At 72.1% G+C, this 16,721-nt stretch carries 15 protein-coding genes; 12 read left to right on the forward strand and 3 right to left on the reverse strand.

Features of this window, described 5'->3' with window-relative positions:
• The first annotated feature begins 29 nt into the window (after positions 1 to 29).
• From DMB66_RS62465 to DMB66_RS08445, 12 genes are all read left to right on the forward strand, one after another.
• Complete coding sequence (locus tag DMB66_RS62465) at positions 30 to 764, forward strand: AbfB domain-containing protein (protein WP_233624389.1); 735 nt, start codon at positions 30 to 32, stop codon at positions 762 to 764.
• A gap of 43 nt (positions 765 to 807) precedes the next feature.
• Positions 808 to 1,326: a hypothetical protein gene (locus tag DMB66_RS08395; protein WP_125803455.1), complete on the forward strand. Its 519-nt coding sequence runs from the start codon at positions 808 to 810 to the stop codon at positions 1,324 to 1,326.
• A 57-nt stretch (positions 1,327 to 1,383) separates the two neighbouring features.
• Positions 1,384 to 3,024, forward strand: a complete 1,641-nt coding sequence (locus tag DMB66_RS08400; protein ID WP_125803456.1) for a GGDEF domain-containing protein — start codon at positions 1,384 to 1,386, stop codon at positions 3,022 to 3,024.
• Between the two features lie 96 nt (positions 3,025 to 3,120).
• Positions 3,121 to 4,152 (forward strand): LacI family DNA-binding transcriptional regulator, encoded by a 1,032-nt coding sequence (locus tag DMB66_RS08405; RefSeq protein WP_125803457.1) that lies wholly within the window; start codon positions 3,121 to 3,123, stop codon positions 4,150 to 4,152.
• Between the two features lie 111 nt (positions 4,153 to 4,263).
• Positions 4,264 to 6,432 (forward strand): CBM35 domain-containing protein, encoded by a 2,169-nt coding sequence (locus DMB66_RS08410; protein WP_125803458.1) that lies wholly within the window; start codon positions 4,264 to 4,266, stop codon positions 6,430 to 6,432.
• A gap of 29 nt (positions 6,433 to 6,461) precedes the next feature.
• Positions 6,462 to 8,597 carry a glycoside hydrolase family 36 protein gene (locus DMB66_RS08415; protein ID WP_233624390.1) on the forward strand — a complete coding sequence of 712 codons (2,136 nt, stop codon included), beginning with the start codon at positions 6,462 to 6,464 and terminating at the stop codon, positions 8,595 to 8,597.
• Between the two features lie 5 nt (positions 8,598 to 8,602).
• Positions 8,603 to 9,910, forward strand: a complete 1,308-nt coding sequence (locus DMB66_RS08420; RefSeq protein WP_125803459.1) for an ABC transporter substrate-binding protein — start codon at positions 8,603 to 8,605, stop codon at positions 9,908 to 9,910.
• Between the two features lie 69 nt (positions 9,911 to 9,979).
• Positions 9,980 to 10,924, forward strand: coding sequence for a carbohydrate ABC transporter permease (locus tag DMB66_RS08425; protein ID WP_233624391.1), 945 nt, complete (start codon positions 9,980 to 9,982; stop codon positions 10,922 to 10,924).
• Positions 10,921 to 11,757: a carbohydrate ABC transporter permease gene (locus DMB66_RS08430; protein ID WP_125803460.1), complete on the forward strand. Its 837-nt coding sequence runs from the start codon at positions 10,921 to 10,923 to the stop codon at positions 11,755 to 11,757. Before DMB66_RS08425 ends, DMB66_RS08430 begins: the two co-directional genes overlap by 4 nt.
• Positions 11,758 to 11,879: 122 nt before the next feature.
• Complete coding sequence (locus DMB66_RS08435) at positions 11,880 to 12,539, forward strand: TetR/AcrR family transcriptional regulator (protein ID WP_125803461.1); 660 nt, start codon at positions 11,880 to 11,882, stop codon at positions 12,537 to 12,539.
• A gap of 148 nt (positions 12,540 to 12,687) precedes the next feature.
• Positions 12,688 to 13,473, forward strand: coding sequence for a phosphatase PAP2 family protein (locus DMB66_RS08440; RefSeq protein ID WP_125803462.1), 786 nt, complete (start codon positions 12,688 to 12,690; stop codon positions 13,471 to 13,473).
• 46 nt (positions 13,474 to 13,519) lie between these two features.
• On the forward strand, positions 13,520 to 14,446 hold the full coding sequence (locus DMB66_RS08445) for a hypothetical protein (RefSeq protein ID WP_125803463.1): 927 nt from the start codon (positions 13,520 to 13,522) through the stop codon (positions 14,444 to 14,446).
• A gap of 101 nt (positions 14,447 to 14,547) precedes the next feature.
• On the opposite strand, the gene DMB66_RS08450 is transcribed toward DMB66_RS08445, so the two are convergent.
• The 3 genes from DMB66_RS08450 to DMB66_RS63545 all read right to left on the reverse strand — a co-directional run bounded on the left by DMB66_RS08450 (position 14,548) and on the right by DMB66_RS63545 (position 16,522).
• Entirely contained in the window at positions 14,548 to 15,012 is a 465-nt protein-coding gene (locus tag DMB66_RS08450) for an ATP-binding protein (RefSeq protein WP_125803464.1), read from the reverse strand.
• A gap of 412 nt (positions 15,013 to 15,424) precedes the next feature.
• Complete coding sequence (locus DMB66_RS08455) at positions 15,425 to 16,114, reverse strand: NAD(P)-dependent oxidoreductase (protein WP_125803465.1); 690 nt, start codon at positions 16,112 to 16,114, stop codon at positions 15,425 to 15,427.
• Between the two features lie 120 nt (positions 16,115 to 16,234).
• The gene (locus tag DMB66_RS63545; RefSeq protein WP_233624392.1) at positions 16,235 to 16,522 is read right to left on the reverse strand and encodes a hypothetical protein; all 288 of its coding nucleotides are present in this window, start codon (positions 16,520 to 16,522) and stop codon (positions 16,235 to 16,237) included.
• Between the last annotated feature and the right edge of the window lie 199 nt (positions 16,523 to 16,721).

The following is a 16,721-nucleotide window of genomic DNA, read 5'->3' on the forward strand; positions in this document are numbered from 1 at the left end:
TGTTCTGTGCCGCCGTCGCCTGTCTGTTGATGATCGGGGTGGCGCTCACCCAACTGGGCGAACGGCCGGCCACACCCGAGGCGGCCACCGAGGCGCAAGAGCCGATCTCGCCGTTGCTGCCACCGCCCTACGTGCCGGCCAGCATCAGCTCGGCGGAGCCGATCGACGGCCTCGCCCCGACCCGGGCGGCGGCCCTGCCGCCCACCACGGGCGTGCGGCAACCGCGCCCACCGGTCGAGGCCGCGGCCACGACCCCCGGCCGCGAAGCCACCTCCGCGCCGGCGGGCACGACGCCCAAGCCGGATCCCCCGCGCGAGACGACGCCTCCCCCGTCACCGGGGCTGCGGATCGACGCCCCGGTCAGCCTCGCCCTGAGCGGCGCACCGGGCCTGCTGGTGCGGCACCGCGACTTCCGGGGGCGGGTCGACCGGATCGGGCCGGGCAGCTCCGCGCTGGACCGCGCCGACGCCCGTTTCATCGTCCGGCGGGGCCTGGCCGACGATGCCTGCGTCTCGTTCGAGTCGAGCAACTATCCCGGCCGCTTCCTGCGGCACCGCGACTTCGGGATCCGGCTGGACCGGCGGGACGGGACCCGGTTGTTCGACCTGGACGCCACCTTCTGCGCCGAGACCCGGGGCGGTGCCATCGTGCTGCGCTCGCACAACTATCCGGACAGGTTCGTGACCGAGAGCGGTTCGCTGCTGAGACTGACGCCCGCGTCGACCGGTACGGCGACCGGGTTCGTCGTCCGCTCCCCGCTCTGACCACCGGTTCGCGCGTCCGGCGAGCGGGAGAGGAATGAGGCAAATGTTCCCACCGACCGACCAGGAACCGTCGAGCAGCCTGCAGGCGATCGCGATGTGGGCGGAGAAGGTGCACGGCTCCTCCGATCCCCGGGAGCTGTGGGTGCCGCTCGACACCGATCTGCGGACGACCATCGCCCAGAGCTTCCTGCTGGGCATGAACGAGCGGCCCGACGACGCCCGGGCCGCGGCGCTGGCGGCCCGCAACTCCGCCGATCCGTGGTTTCCCGACATGATCCAGCGCTGCGCGCGGCACTGGCGCCGGTTCTACGCGTTCCTCGCCCCCGGGGTGCCCACGGCCAGCCGCTCGCAGCCGGTCGGCGCCGACATGGAACTGACCGTCGTGCCCACCCTGGCCCACTCCGGCGCGCCGGACCGCGGCCCGTCGGCCACCAGCCAGGCCTTCATCACCCGGTGGACCGGCGACCGCTGGGTGATCGCGGCCCTGAGTCACAAGCTGCCGGTGCCGGGCTGGCCGCCGACCGAGTGGATCATCCCGCACCTGCGCAAGCGCCGCCCCTAGCCGCAGCCGGGCACCACTTCGCTCAGGTCCGGCCGGCATCCGCCGAAGCTGTCAGCCATGAGCGCGATGCTTTCCGCGGTGGACGAGCCGGGCACGGACCGGACCGCCCCGACGGCATCGCCCGGCCCCGCCACGGTGACCCGTGAGTCCCTCGCCGACCTGCTCCACGACCTCGAGCTGCGCACCGTGGAGGACTTCCGGGCGGTCGCCGGCCCGGCCCGCCGGGCCGAACGCGTCGCCGCCGAGCACGGCTGGACCGACCTGCGGAAACGCGCCGAGCTGGTGACCGGGGACGTGCTGGGCCGGCTGGGCCAGGTCGCCGACCAGGGCCGGATCGCGAAGTCCGTCAACATGTGGGCCCAGGAGCACGCCGACCGGTACCTGCTGGCCCGCAGCCATCGCCTGCTGGCCATCTTCTTCCGGCGGCTGGGCGATGCCGCGGAGGCGCTGACCCATGCCGTCCCGGGCGTCGAGTACGCCGATGTCATGCCGCCGCTGATCCGCGCCAGTCACCTCATCACGCTGGCCCTCGTGCTGGACCTGAACGGCTCGTTCGAGCAGGCCCAGGAGCGGTTCAGCGCGGCGCTGGAGATCGCCACCAAGCACGACGCCGCACCGATGGTGATCACCATCCTCAACAACATGGCGTTCACCGCGTACGAGAACGAGGACGGGGCGGCCGCCGACGAGCTGGTGGCCCGGATCCGCCGGATCGCGGCGGAGCACACCCTGGTCCTCGACGGGCTGTACCTCGACACGATGGCCCGGATCAGCATGATGGGCGGCCGGCCCGCCGAGGCGCTGGAGATCCTGCGCCCGGTGCTGGCGGATCCGGACGGCCCGCTGGTCACCGAGGGTGACGCCCTGCCGGAGTGCCTGCTCACGGTGGCCGAGGCGCACCGGCTGAGCGGGCAGCCCGAGCAGGCCCGCGAGGCCCTCGACGAGGCCGCCCGCCTGGCCGGCGAGCGTTCCCTCGCGAGCGTCACGGCCCGGGTCCACGAGGCGCGGGCCGAACTGCACGCGCTGACCGGCGACTTCGCCGCGGCCTACGCGGAGTACCGGCTGTTCCACGCCGCCACCGAGAAGCTGCACAGCGTCCAGCGGGAGATGCGGGCCCGCGCGGTGCAGGCCGTCTTCGAGACCGCCGAGGCCCGGCTGGCCACCGAGCAGTTCCGGCAGCTGGCCCTGCACGACCCGCTGACCGGCATCTACAACCGGCGGCACGTGGACGAGCAACTGGAGCGGCTGGCGGGCAGCGCCACGCGCGACGGCACCGCCCTGTCGGTGGCCCTGGTCGACCTGGACTTCTTCAAGCGCGTCAACGACACGTTCTCGCACGGGGTCGGCGACCAGGTCCTGCGGCGGGTGGCCACCCTGCTCGGCGACGCGGTCGCCGAGCCGGCCCTGGCCGCCCGGCTGGGCGGCGAGGAATTCCTGTTGGTGCTGCCGGGCGCGGATCCGCTCGCCGCGACGGCGGCGTGCGAGCGACTGCTGGAGACGCTGCGGCGGCATCCGTGGCAGGACCTGACCGGCAGCCTGCCGGTCACCGCGAGCATCGGGGTGGCGAGCTTCCCGCACGACTTCGGCTCTTCCGGCGGCGCGAGCGGGTCGGCGCTGCTCACCCTGGCCGACCACAACCTGTACGCCGCGAAGCACGCCGGCCGGAACCGGGTCGTCCACGGCGCGCTCGCGCCCTGACCGGCCGGTCGCGTGGACCGTCGTCGATGATCCGCGCCGCGACATGGCTCTCATGTCTTTGACGTCGGCGCGGCTGGCGCACACCATGACGCTGTGATGAGAGCTTCCTCCGACAGACCCGCCGGGCGGCGGCGCGAGCAGTCGCTGAGCATCCGCGACGTCGCAGCCGCCGCGGGCGTGTCCTATCAGACCGTCTCGCGGGTGCTCAACGAGTCGCCGAGTGTCAGCCCGGAAACCCGGCAGGCGGTGCTGGAGGTGATCGGCCGCCTGGGCTACCGGCCGAACCGCGCGGCCCGGGCGCTGGGCTCGGGCCGGGCCACGGCCGTCACCGTCGTGACCACCAACACGATGCTCTACGGGTATGCCGCCACCCTGCAGGGCATCGAGGAGGCCGCCCGGCTGCGCGGCCTGGCGGTGGGCATCCGGGTGGTGGAATCGGGCCGGGCCGCGGACGTCCGGCACGCCGTCGAGTACGTCACCGATCCCAGCGCCGGCAGCGTGATCGTGGTCGCGTACGACACCGTGGGGGCCACGGTGCTGCGGGCCCTGCCCGACGACGTGCCCGCCATCGGCGTGACGGAGGCCGGCGGGGTCGCCGGCAGCGACCGCACGATGATCTACCTGGACGAACGGCAGGCCGCCGGCGCCGCCACCGGGCACCTGCTCGGCCTGGGCCACCGCACGGTGCAGCACGTCGCCATCCCGTCCGAGACCGGCACGAGCGCGCGCCAGACGGGCTGGCGGGACACCCTGCTCGCGGCCGGCGCCCCGGTGCCGGAGGTGGTCGCCGGCGGCTGGGACCCCCGCTCGGCCTACCTGGCCGGCCGCCGGCTCGCCGCGGATCCGCTCGTGACGGCGATTCTGTGCGGCAACGACGACACGGCGCTCGGGGTCCGCCGGGCCCTGCACGAGGCCGGCCGCGACGTGCCCGGCGACGTCAGCATCGTGGGCTTCGACGACGTGCCCGGCGCGGCGTACTGGACGCCGGCGCTCACCACGGTGCGGATGGATTTCGTCGCGCTGGGCCAGGCCTGCCTGGCCACTCTCGTCGCGCCGGAGCCCGGATCGCAGCCCGATCTTCCGGCGCCCCACCTGGTGGTTCGTGAGTCGACGGCACCGCCCCGGTAGCATCAGAAATCTTCTCGTAACAGAACAGTAACGGCCCTTCCCACGGGCCATGTGACCGGTCACACTCACTGCCATGCATGTGACCGGTCACACGTACCGTGGAGGTCCAGGTTGAGCTCTCCGAAGATCCGCGCCGCCGGCTGTCTGGCCGCGGTCACCGTTCTGCTGGCGGCCCAGCCGGCCGCTCCCGCTCAGGCCGCCGCCTCCCGGCTCGTCGTCGATCTGGCCGCCGGCACCGGCGCGCTGCGGTACGGCGCGACCGGATTCCTCTACGGCCTCGGTGACGAGGGCATCCCCAACGAGACCATGCTCGCGGCGCTAAAGCCGCAGGTCACCGCGCAGAAGGCGCCGGACGGCCTGCAGCACCCCAACGGCGACGCGCTGCGGATCGCCCCGATGTTCAAGCGGGCCGGCGGGCGCGACATCCAGATCTACCTGCAGGACGTCTACCAGCAGTGGCCGTACGAGGATCTCGGCATCGCGGACTACCTGGCCAAGGTGGACACGATCACCCGCAAGGTGGTCGCGGACCCGTACCGCGGCTCGTACGTGTACGTGCCGTTCAACGAGCCCGACGGCATCTGGTACGTCAACGACGTCGCCGGCCTGAACGCCGACTGGAAGACGGTCTACCAGCGGATCCGCTCGATCGACCCGGGCGCGCGGATCGCCGGGCCGAACTTCGCGAGCTACCGCTCGGCCGACATCCGCTCGTTCCTGACCGCCGCCCGCGACGGCGGGGTGCTGCCGGACGTGATGACCTGGCACGAGCTCGGCAACGACTTCTTCACCGACTGGGACAACCACTACAACGACTACCGCGCGATGGAGACCTCGCTGGGCATCAGCCCGCGGCCGATCACCATCAACGAGTACGGGCGGTTCTCCGGCGACCTGGGCGTGCCCGGCAACCTGGTGCAGTTCGTCGCCAAGTTCGAGAAGAGCAAGGTGGACGGCTGCCTGGCGTACTGGACCACCGCGGGCGGGCTCAACGACCTGGTCACCCGCAACAACCAGGCGACCGGAGCCTGGTGGCTCTACAAGTGGTACGGCGAGCTGACCGGCAGCACGGTGGCCGTCACTCCGCCCTCGGTCAGCGGCTCGCTGCAGGGGGTCGCGGCGCTGGACCCGGCGAAGAAGCAGGCGCGGGTGGTGTTCGGCGGCAACAACCCGGCCTCGGGCAGCTACGACACCGACGTGGTGGTCACCGGGCTCGGCTCGGCGGCATACCTCGGCACGACCGTGCACGCCTCGGTCTGGGCGGTGGACACCTCGGGGCTCAACCCGTCGACCGGCCCGTACCTGGTCCGCGAGGGTGACTACGCGGCGAGCGGCGGGCAGGTCACTGTCCCGCTGACCGGGCTCAAGGGCTCGTCGGCCTACCAGGTCGTCGTCACCCCGAACACCGACCTGTCCACGGTCGGCTCGGCGTCGCGGTACGAGGCCGAGTACGCCCGCACCGACGGCAGCGCACGGATCACCTACGGCACGAACACCGGCTACTCCGGCACGTACTTCGTCGAGGGGTACGGCGCCAGCACCACCGCGAGCACCAAGTTCGTGGTGACCGCCCCGGCCGACGGCTACTACAACCTGGGGCTGCGGTATTCCGCCGGGCCGTACACCGGGGCGCCGGCGGACCGGTCGGTGCGGGTGCGGCTCAACGGCGCCGACCTGACCGACCTGGCGCTGCCCGGCACGGCGAACTGGAACACCTGGAACACGGTCACCCGCAAGGTGTTCCTGACCGCGGGCATCAACCGCGTCGACGTGAACGCGTACGCCACCGACGACCGGGACGCGGTCAACCTGGACTACCTAGACGTCGCCGCCACCACCGGCACGGTGACCACCTACGAGGCCGAGGCGGCCGGCAACACGCTCTCCGGGACGGCCGTCGCCACCAGCGACACCGCCGCCTCCGGTGGCAGGTACGTCGGCTACGTCGGCGCGGGCCCGGCGAACACGCTGCGGGTCACCAACGTCACGGCCCCGGCCGCGGGCCGGTACCGGATGGTCGTCGGCTACGCCAACGGTGAACTGGGCGCCGGCGCGACCAACTACAACAGCAACATCGTCGACCGGTACGGCGAGATCAGCGTCAACGGCGGCACCGCCAAGCGCCTGTACTTCCGCAACACCCTCGGCTGGTCGAACTACCGCACCACGGTGACGGACGTCGACCTGGCCGCCGGCACCAACAGCATCACGTTCGGCAACGCGTCCACCGGCTACGCGCCGAACATCGACCTGATCCGGATCGCCGCACCACTCGGCTGACCGCATCATCCGTACGGGCAGGAGTAACTGTGATCTTGTGGGACACGACCACCAGCGTGGCCTGGGGCCACCCGGCGTTGCGGCTCGTCCTGGACGCCGCGCCGGACGCCCCGGTGGGTGTGCGCACGCTCGCCACCGACGACCGGCAGCAGCTGGCCAGGGCCGCCCAGCCGCTGGTCGAGCTGCTGGTCGCCGGGGCGGGCCGGGCCCGGGCCTCACACCGCTTCTCGGAGACGGCCGTGGGCGTCCGGCTGCGCCTGACCGGCAGCGAGCAGAGCCGCGACGGGATCTGGCACGAGCTGCGCGTCGACCTGCGTGACGAGCGGACCGGGCTGGCCGCCGAGGTGCGGTTCCGCTCGGCCGACGGGGTCGGCGCGTGCCAGGTACGGACCCGGATCATCAACGAGGGCACGGACCCGGTCCTGCTGCTCGGCGTGACCTCGTTCGCCGCCGGGTTCGGCGGGTCCACGGTCGACGATCTCGACCTGGTCCGGGCCGACAGCGAGTGGCTGGGCGAGAGCCGGTGGGTCCGCGAACCGCTGCGCGACCACGTACCCGACCTCGGCCTGGCCGGCCACGGCCAGGACGGCCGCGGCCGGTACGCGGTCAGCAGCGACGGCACCTGGTCGACCGGGGCGCACCTGCCCACCGCGGGCCTCACCGACCGGGTCACCGGCCGGACCTGGCTGTGGCAGATCGAGCACAACGGCCCGTGGCGCTGGGAGGCCGGCGAGCGCCGCGACGGCGCCTACGTGGCCCTGCTGGGTCCGACCGACATCGACCACCAGTGGCAGGAGCGGCTCGCACCCGGCGCCTCGTTCGAGACCGTGCCGGTGTCGATCGCCGTGTCCGGCGACGGCCTCGCCGGCGCGGTGGCCGCGCTGACCGGGCACCGCCGGGCGCTGGTGCGCGAGCACCAGGACCGGCGGGCCCTGCCGGTGGTCTTCAACGACTACATGAACACGCTGATGGGCGACCCGACCACGGCCAAGTTGCTGCCGCTGGTCGACGCCGCCGCGGCCGCGGGCGCCGAGGTGTTCTGCATCGACGCCGGCTGGTACGACAACGGCACGACGTGGTGGGACAGCGTCGGCGAGTGGCAGCCCTCGCACACCCGGTTCCCCGGCGGCCTCGTCGAGGTGCTGGACCGGATCCGCGGCCACGGCATGGTGCCCGGCCTGTGGCTGGAGCCCGAGGTGATCGGGGTCCGCAGCCCGATGGCCGGCCGGCTGCCGGCGGCGGCGTTCCTGCAGCGCGGCGGGGTCCGGCTGGTCGAGCACGACCGGTACCACCTGGACCTGCGGCACCCGGCCGCGGTGGCGCACCTGGACGAGGTGGTCGACCGGCTGGTCGGCGAGCTCGGGGTGGGCTACTTCAAGCTCGACTACAACATCGACCCGGGCGTGGGCACCGACTTCGCCGCCGCCAGCGCCGGTGCCGGGCTGCTCGACCACAACCGGGCGCACCTGGCCTGGCTGGACCGGGTGCTCGACCGCCACCCCGCCCTGACCCTGGAGAACTGCGCGTCGGGCGCCATGCGGATGGACTACGCGTTGCTGGCGCGCATGCAGCTGCAGTCCACCAGCGACCAGCAGGACTACCTGCGCTATCCGCCGATCGCGGTGGCCGCGCCGCTGTCGGTGCTGCCGGAGCAGTCGGCCAGCTGGGCCTATCCGCAGCCGGACATGACCGACGAGCAGATCGCCTACACGATGTGCACCGGCATGCTGGGCCGGCTCTACCTCTCCGGGCGCCTCGACGCGATGACCGACGGTCAGCGCGACCTGGTGCACGAGGGGGTAAGGGAATACGCCGAGATCCGCGCCGGCCTGGCGACCTCGGTGCCGGTGTGGCCGCTCGGGCTGCCCGGATTCGCCGATCCCTGGCTCAGTCTCGCGCTGCGGGCCGGCGACGTCACCTATCTCGCCGTGTGGCGACGGGCGGGCGCCGAGGCCGCCGTACGGCTGGAACTGCCGCACCTGCGCGACCGGCCCGCCCGGGTCGACGTGCTCTATCCCCGCCGGTTGCCGGCCTGGGCCGCCTCGTGGTCTGCCGGCACCGGAGCTCTGACCGTCGCAGCCGACGGTCCCGAACCCGCCGCCCGCATCTTCCGGCTCGTCGCCGGTGTGGGTACGGGCGTCACCTCCTCCCAGGAAGAAGGATAAAGATCATGCGTAAATTGTCCGCAATCGCCGCCGCGGCGGTGCTCACGCTCGGACTGGCGGCGTGCAGCGACCCCGCCGCCGAGGCGCCGGCCACCACCGCGGCCACCTGGCCGGAGGCCACCGCCAAGCTGGACGGCGTGCAGCTGACCATCTGGGCGGCGCAGAACAGCAACACCGTGCCGAAGAAGGTCATCGAGGAGTTCCAGGCGGCGACCGGGGCCAAGGTCGAGGTCGTCACCATCCCCGACCCGTACGAGCAGGGTGTGCAGACCAAGGTCGCCACCGGCGACAAGCCGGACCTGGCGTTCTGGCAGCCGACGGCGTCCATGCTGACCGCGCTCAACGCCAAGGCGAACCTGCAGCCGCTGACCGACGCTCCCTGGCTGGGCCAGCTCGCCCCCGACCTCAAGGACATCACCGGCCTCCAGGACGGCACCCGCTACGCCGCGCTGGTCACCAGCCCCGCGGTCGAGGGCGTCTACTACAACAAGGAGGTGTTCGCCGCCAACGGCATCACCGCCACCCCGAAGAACTTCGACGAGATGGTGGAGATCGCCCGCAAGCTCAAGGCCAAGGGCGTGACGCCGTTCTACGAGATGGGCGGGGACCGCTGGGCCACCCAGTGGTGGGTGCAGGTGCTGCTCGCCGACGCCGCCAAGGACGGGCTCTGGGAGAAGATCAACACCGGCAAGGAGACCTTCAACAGCCCGGTCGTGCTCGACGCGATCAAGAAGTACCAGGCCCTGATCAAGGAGGGCCTGTTCAACCCGAACATCAAGACCGCCAAGTTCGAGGACCAGGGCACCGCGCTGCTGGGCGGCAAGGCCGCGATGGTGGTCCAGGTCAACTCGTTCTTCGGCCAGCTGCAGGCCAAGGCCGACACCGCCGAGCTGGACAGCAAGATCGGCTTCTTCCCGATCTCGCCGTCGGGCAACGTGGGCACCTTCATCCCGGACCAGTCCAACGCCCTGGTGGCGTTCAAGACCGGCGACGCCAAGCGCGAGGCCGCGGCCCGGCAGCTGATGACCTACTGGATGGGCCCGGGGTACGCCTCGTTCGTCGCCGACCGCAAGACCATCTCGCTGGAGCCGTCGGTGCCCAACCCTGCCGGTGTCCCGAAGGCCCTGCTGGACGTGCACGCGTCGCTGGCGACCTCGGTCGGCTCCATGCAGGCGCTCGCGGTCGCCAACCCGGACCTCTACCTCAACCTGGCGGACATGATCGGTGGCACGATGACGCCGGAACAGGTCGCCAAGACGACCCAGGACCAGTTCGCGCAGCTGGCCAAGGCCGCCGGCACCCCCGGCTTCTGACCCCGTGACCGGTGTGCGCGGGACCTCGCCGGCCCCGCGCACACCACCCCTTCCAAGGAGCCCTGCGCTGTGTCAACTGTAGAGAAGACGCGGGTGCCCATACCGCCCGCCGCCCGGCCCGCGGCCGCCCGGCGCCGGGCCGGGGCCATCAACCGACGGACCTACCCGGCGTGGTTCCTGCTGCCCGCGTTCACCATCCTGCTCGTCTTCTTCTTCCTGCCCACGCTGTTCAACTTCATCTACGCGTTCACCGACTGGTCCGGCTTCAAGGCCGCGATCAACCCCGTCGGGCTGGACAACTTCACCGAGCTGGCCTCCAACGGCAGCCTGTTCCGGGCCCTGCGGATCACCCTGGTGTACGCCGTACTGGTGGCGATCTTCCAGAATCTCTTCGGCTTCGGGCTGGCCGTCCTGGTCGAGCGCGACACCGTGCTCAACCGGATCGCCCGGGTCTTCCTGCTCATCCCGGTCCTGATGTCCGCGCTCGCGGTCGGCTACATCTTCCAGGCCCTGCTCAAGCCGGAGGGCAGCCTGAACCAGCTGATCGGCGGCGTGCTGCGGCAGCCGTTCGACTACGCCTGGCTCGGCGACACCACCTGGACCATCGTGGTCGTCTCGATCATCCACGGCTGGAAGTGGATGGGCCTGTCCATGCTCATCTACCTGGCCGGCCTCAAGACGGTCCCGGAGGACATCATCGAGGCGGCCCGGATCGACGGCTCGTCGCGCTGGAACACCTTCTGGCGGGTCCGGGCGCCCCTGCTCGCCCCGGCGATCACCTTCAACGTCGCCACCGCGCTGCTCGGCTCGATGAACGGCTTCGACATCGTGCAGGCGACCACCGGCGGCGGACCGGCGCGGACCACCGAGATCCTCAACATCTTCATCTTCCGCACCTTCGGCCAGGGCCTGTTCGCCCAGGCCACCACGATGAGCCTGATGCTGTTCCTGATGGTGGCCATGCTCGCCTTCCCGGTCATCTATCTGCTGCGCAAGCGGGAGGAGGTCCTGTGAACCGCCTCAGCGACGCGGCCGTCTGGCGACGGCTCCAGCCGGTGGTCACGACCCTGCTGGTCGTGGCGGTGATCGGGGTGCCGCTCTGGCTGGTCGTGATGACCGCCGGCAAGAGCCAGGGCGAGGCGCTCAACCCGGACCTCTCCCCGCCGGAGCACTGGCAGCTGCTGGCCAACATCAAGCAGGTGTGGGTGGACGGCGACGTCCCGGCGGCCTTCTTCGGCAGCCTGCTCATCGTGGTGCCCACGGTCGCCGGGGTGCTGACCTTCGGCTCGATGGCCGCCTGGGTGCTGGCGCGCCGGTCGACCCGGCTCAACGCCGTGCTGTACGCGATCGGCATCAGCGGCATCGTGCTCCCGCCCGCGGTCGTCACGGTGGTGCTGCTGCTGCGCCAGCTCGGCCTGGCCGGCACCGCGGTCGGCATGATCGGTGTCTACCTCGGCATCTACCTGTCCACGGTGATCTTCTTCGTCACCGGCTTCGTCCGGACCATCCCGCCCTCGCTGGAGGAGGCCGCGCAGATGGACGGCGCCGGCCCGGTCCTGGTCTTCCGCCGCGTCGTGCTGCCGATGCTGCGCCCGGTGCTGGCCACCGCCACGATCCTGGTCTGCCTCTACGTCTGGAACGACGTCTTCTACGCCTTCTTCGTGGTCGGCGGCCGGATGGACACGCTGCCGCTCAACCTGTTCCGGGTCGCCAGCGCGGGCCTGTACCTGAACAACTGGCACCTCATCTTCACCTACGTGATCCTGATGAGCCTGCCGCTCGTGGTGGTCTTCGCGGTCGCCCAGCGCCGGATCATCTCCGGCATCACCAGCGGCGCGGTCAAGTAGGCCGGCCGCCCTCGACGGTCACCATCGGCCGGGCCCAGACCCCGGCCGATGGTGATCCACAGCACTAAGTTTTCCGGATTGGAAAACTTGCGCGTTTGGAAATAACACGTAGCGTCAAGGTCATGAACGACGAGCCCGGCCTGCGGGAACGCAAGAAACTGGCGACGCGCCGGGCTCTCTGCGACGCCGCGCTGAAGCTCGCCCTCGACGAAGGGATCGCGGCCCTCACCCCGGACCGGATCGCCGAGGAAGTGGACGTCTCCCCCCGGACCTTCCGCAACTACTTCTCCAGCAAGGAGGAGGCGATCGTCGCCGGGCTGCAGGACCGGGCCCACGAGGTCGCGGACAATCTGCGCCGCCGCCCGGCCGACGAGCCGATCTGGGAGTCGCTGCGGGCCGTCCTGGTGCCGTCGCTGGAGAGCGGCATCGCCGGCCACGACCTGATGAACCTGCTCGGGCTGATCCGCTGCCACCACGCGCTGCTCGCCGAGCACCTCACCAGCTTCGAGGACCTGAGCCGGCAGCTGGCCGAGGTCATCGCCGAGCGCACCGGCACGGACGCCGGCCGCGACGTCTATCCCCGGCTGCTCGCCGACGCCTCGGGCATCGCGGTCAAGACCAGCCTGAGCCTCTGGGCCACCGGCACCACCGGGCGCAGCCTCGCCGACATCTTCGGCGAGGCCCTCGACCTGCTCAGCCGCGGCCTGCCGCTGCCGGCCCCGGCCCGGTGCCCCGGGATGCCGGCGGACCACTCGGGCGACACCGGACCGCCGGCCGCCTGACCTCCCGCACACCCCGCATGCCGCCGCCGGACGACCCGGCCGGCGGACGATGCCGTACGTCCCGCCGACGACCGCGCCGACGGTAAGCACCTGCCGGTCACCGCCCCACGAACCACGGCGGCCGGCGCGAACCCTCGGAAGGACCGGCATGAGACTGGTCAGGACAACACCGGTCGCCGACCCGGCCGACCGCCCGCGAGCGCTGCCGGAACTGGCGCTGGTGGTGGGCCTGTTCCTCGCGTACAAGCTGGCCCGGCTGCTGATCCAGGGCCGCGACGACGTCGCCTTCGCCAACGCCTGGCGGGTCTGGGACCTGGAACGCTTCCTGCGCCTGCCCGGCGAGGAGACCGTCCAGCACACGATCATCGGGCACCCGACGCTGCTGGAAGCGGCGAACAGCTTCTACGCGTACGTGCACTTCCCGGCGACCGCCGCCTTCCTGCTCTGGATGTTCCTGCGCCGGCCGGCGTACTACCGCTGGGCCCGGCGCGGCCTCGCCGGCCTGACCGCCGCCGCGATGGTCGCCCACGTGCTGCTGCCGCTGGCGCCGCCGCGGATGCTCACCGCCACCGGGATCGTGGACACCGGCCACCTGGTCGGTCCCACGGTCTACGGCGACCCGGCGACCGACACCCTGACCAACCAGTACGCCGCGATGCCGTCGCTGCACGTCGGATGGGCGCTGGCGGTCGCCGTCACGCTGATCGCGGTGACCCGCGGGCCCTGGCGCTGGGCCTGGCTGCTGCACCCCGCGCTGACCCTGACGGTCGTCCTGGTGACCGGCAACCACTACTGGCTGGACGGGATCGTCGCGGCGGGACTGTTCGCCCTCGTCGTGCTGGTCTGCCCGTGGCCGGACCGCCAACCGCACCCGTTCTTCGGCCGCGCCGTCCGGCAGCCGGTGCCCACCCTCGCCGCGGAGCAGCCGGCATGACCGCCCGCACCGAGCGCCAGCAGGCCGGACCCGAGGGAGGTCCAGCATGACCGTCGCATTGGCCGCCGCCGTGCTGCTGTCGCTGCTGTCGGCCGTGGCGTACGCCCTGGCGGCCGTGGTCCAGGAACGCCTCGCCGCGGCGCCCCGCTGGTGGATGATCATCTCCCTGAACGGCAGCGGCGCGCTGCTGCATGTCGGCGCGCTGGCGTACGGCTCGCTCGCGGTCGTGCAACCGCTGGGCGCGCTGACCCTGGTGGTGGCGCTGCCGGTCGGCGCGGCGGTGGCGGGGCGGCGGGTGCACGGCCGCGAGTGGCGCGGCGCCCTGGCGACCATCGCCGGGCTGGTCGCGCTCCTGATCGCCGTCGGCACGGCCGCACCGGCGGAAGCCCTCGACGACCGCCAGGTGGTGCTGCTGGTGCTGCTGACCTGCGTGCTGATCGTGGCCCTCGCCGGGCGGGCGTACCAGGCGGCACCGCGCCCGGGCAGACTGCCGGGCCTGCGCCTGGCCGCGGCCGGCGGAGTCGCCTTCGCCGCGTCGTCGGCCTTGACCCAGACCGTGCTGCTGCGCATCGGCACGGACGGGCCCGCCGCGCTGGCCCGGCCGGCGGTGGCCGGCACGACCCTGATCGTGGTCGCGCTCTCCGCGGCGGGACTGCTGCTGTCGCAGGCGGCCTACCGGTACGGGCTGGGCGGCCCGCTCGCGACCCTGACCATCGTGAACCCGGTGGCCGCGGCGGGCATCGGGATCGTGCTGCTCGGGCTCGGCGCCGGCCTGACGCTGCCCGCGGTGGCGGCGGCCGCCCTGGCCGCGCTGGTGGCGGCCGTCGGTGTGGTGCTGCTGGCCGCTCCCGAACGCACACCGGCGAGACCCGCCTGCCGCCGGGCGCTCCGCCAGGCCCACCGCCGGCCGCGGCGCCGGCCGGTGGTCCAGCGCAACCGCCGCCCGGCCTCCCGAGCGCCCTCGCTGCGCTGACCGGGGGGCCCGGCGCGGCGCTGGTCCGCGGCACGGACCGGAGGCGCATCCTGAGCGCAGCGTCCCGAGTTCCGTTATGTGCGGAACCCAGAAGAACGCGCTCAGTGCGACGCTGCCTTCGGTGTGGACAGGCACCGGGTCACCGTCACCGTGACGCCGTCCGGGCCGTCGCTGATCAGCAGCGTGTCGGTGAGCCGGCGGGCGAGCAGGATCCCGCGGCCTCCGGGCATGTCGGCCGGCGGCGGGCCGGCCGACAGCGGCACCTCACCGGGGAAGCCCGCGCCGTGGTCGCTCACGTCGGCGATCAGCGTGTCGGCGTCGAGGGTCAGCCGCAGCGAGCCGCGCCCGCCGCCGTGCCGCACGGCGTTGGTGACCAACTCGTTGACCGCCGCCACGAAGTCGTCGAGGTCGTCGCCGCGCAGCCCGGCCGCCTCGGCACGGCGCCGCAGGTCGTGCCGCAGCCCGGTGATGTCCGCGCCGGTGAAGTCCCGCGCGAACACCTCGGCCGCGGCAGTGCCCGGCGCCGCGCCCGTGTCCTGGGTGAGCGGTGACTCCGGCGTGGCCATTCAGGAACCATAGTCCGGTCGCCGGGCGGGGTGAGATCGGCAAAAGCATCGTTGCCCTGGAACAACGGTTTGCCGGGGCGGCGCGCACCCCGCCGGACGCATCCCGGCCGGAGCAGGCCGGGGCGCCGGACGGGCCTCCCAGGGGTATACGGAGGACCCGCCCGGCTCATCGGTTCCGGGGCGTGAACCGATCGTCACAAGGTCCGTGGATCTTGGCTCCGCACCATCATAGGTATGCAGCACAGTGAATAACAGTTACCAGCGGCCGCGCCGGGACCAACCGGCTTCTTCGGGCAAGACATCTGCTCGCTGAGGCACGCCTCACCCCCGGATGCAACCCCGGCGGCGGTGCCACCGCGACCATTCCTCGATGGATGACTCCGGTGGCGGCAAGGCATAGCGCCGCACCGCGTCAGGTCCGGGATGCCGCCAGCGCCGAGGGCGTCCGGCAACCGACGATGGCCGGCGCCTCCCGGATCAGCTCGTCGTCGGTGAGCGCCGCGACCATGAACAGGGCGAAGTCGACGCGCCGGGTGCGATTGCTGCGCAGGACCGGATCGCCGACGTGCCGGCTCCACACCGGCAGGCCTTCGCTCTCACCCTCCTCCAGGTCGCTGCCGCGCACCACGGTCCACGGGGTGTCGCTGGCGAACACCCGGCGGCAGGCCTCCACCTGGTCGCGCAGGTCCGCCACCCTCAGGAGCCGGGCGATCGGCCGGAAGACCGCGACGACCGCCCGGAGCCGGAGTGAGTACACGTCCTGGCCGTCGCGGGTGATGTGCCAGCCACAGGAGAAGACGCGCCGAGCGTGCGCGGGGGCGTGGTCGATCACCGCCTGCGCCGTCCCGGTCGAATAGCCGCGCACGCCCCACGGCACCAGAACGGTGAGGACTCCGTCGCAACCGGCCACGGCACGCCGGATCACCTCCCGGTCGTCCGTGGCACCCGGAATCACGGTGATCCGACCGGCGAACTCGTCGAGCTTCCCGACACTTTGCTCGCGGCACACCGCCACCACCTCGTAGCCGCGGTCCAGGGCGTGCCGAACCATGTAGCGGCCGAGTTTTCCCGAAGCCCCCACGACGCATACCCGCAAGCTCATGGCCTCCCCCTCCCTCAACCTTACAACGTAAGACTCTATGCGCAGACTAGCCTTACCGCGTAAGGCAGTCAACGCCGAGCCGGTTGTCCGCCATGAGGTCAGGGCCGGCCTTCTGTCTCGCTACTTGACTGCGAACGCTCCGGTGGCGAGGGCTGCACAAACGTTCATGTCCGTTACCGCGCCCGCAGCCCGGCCCGCCTCGCAGAGTCGGCCGCCGCTCTCGCGCAGGTCGAGGTAGAAGCGGGTGGCCTGTCCGTCCTGCTGGAGGCCGTGAATGCGTTCGTCGATGTAGCCGAGGCCGTTGAGGACCTCGCGGACCTTGGCGGGGGTGGGCTCCGAGACCTTCTGCAGCGCCTCGACGACGCGCTGTTCGTGCTGGACGCTCGCGCACCGATCACGGTCGTTCAACTCTGTCGCGGGCCCTGTCGGGGCGCCGGGCTCGATCGGGTCAGTCGGGGGAACCTCTCCAGGAGCGAGGCTCTGCTGCCCGACCGGACCACCGCTCGGCTTCTGGTCGGTCGGTCCCGACGCGTTCTTGTCAGTCGGTCCCGGCGCGGCCCCGCCGGTCGAAGGACACGACTGCGCGATCCTGTCGAGCATCGCCGCG

Source organism: Actinoplanes sp. ATCC 53533 (genome assembly GCF_003947245.1).

Coding starts and splice junctions, on each gene's coding strand:
- DMB66_RS62465 (WP_233624389.1), top strand. CDS start 30: ATGATCGGGGTGGCGCTCACCCAACTGGGCGAACGGCCGGCCACACCC.
- DMB66_RS08395 (WP_125803455.1), top strand. CDS start 808: ATGTTCCCACCGACCGACCAGGAACCGTCGAGCAGCCTGCAGGCGATC.
- DMB66_RS08400 (WP_125803456.1), top strand. CDS start 1,384: ATGAGCGCGATGCTTTCCGCGGTGGACGAGCCGGGCACGGACCGGACC.
- DMB66_RS08405 (WP_125803457.1), top strand. CDS start 3,121: ATGAGAGCTTCCTCCGACAGACCCGCCGGGCGGCGGCGCGAGCAGTCG.
- DMB66_RS08420 (WP_125803459.1), top strand. CDS start 8,603: ATGCGTAAATTGTCCGCAATCGCCGCCGCGGCGGTGCTCACGCTCGGA.
- DMB66_RS08435 (WP_125803461.1), top strand. CDS start 11,880: ATGAACGACGAGCCCGGCCTGCGGGAACGCAAGAAACTGGCGACGCGC.
- DMB66_RS08440 (WP_125803462.1), top strand. CDS start 12,688: ATGAGACTGGTCAGGACAACACCGGTCGCCGACCCGGCCGACCGCCCG.
- DMB66_RS08445 (WP_125803463.1), top strand. CDS start 13,520: ATGACCGTCGCATTGGCCGCCGCCGTGCTGCTGTCGCTGCTGTCGGCC.
- DMB66_RS08450 (WP_125803464.1), bottom strand. CDS start 15,012: ATGGCCACGCCGGAGTCACCGCTCACCCAGGACACGGGCGCGGCGCCG.
- DMB66_RS08455 (WP_125803465.1), bottom strand. CDS start 16,114: ATGAGCTTGCGGGTATGCGTCGTGGGGGCTTCGGGAAAACTCGGCCGC.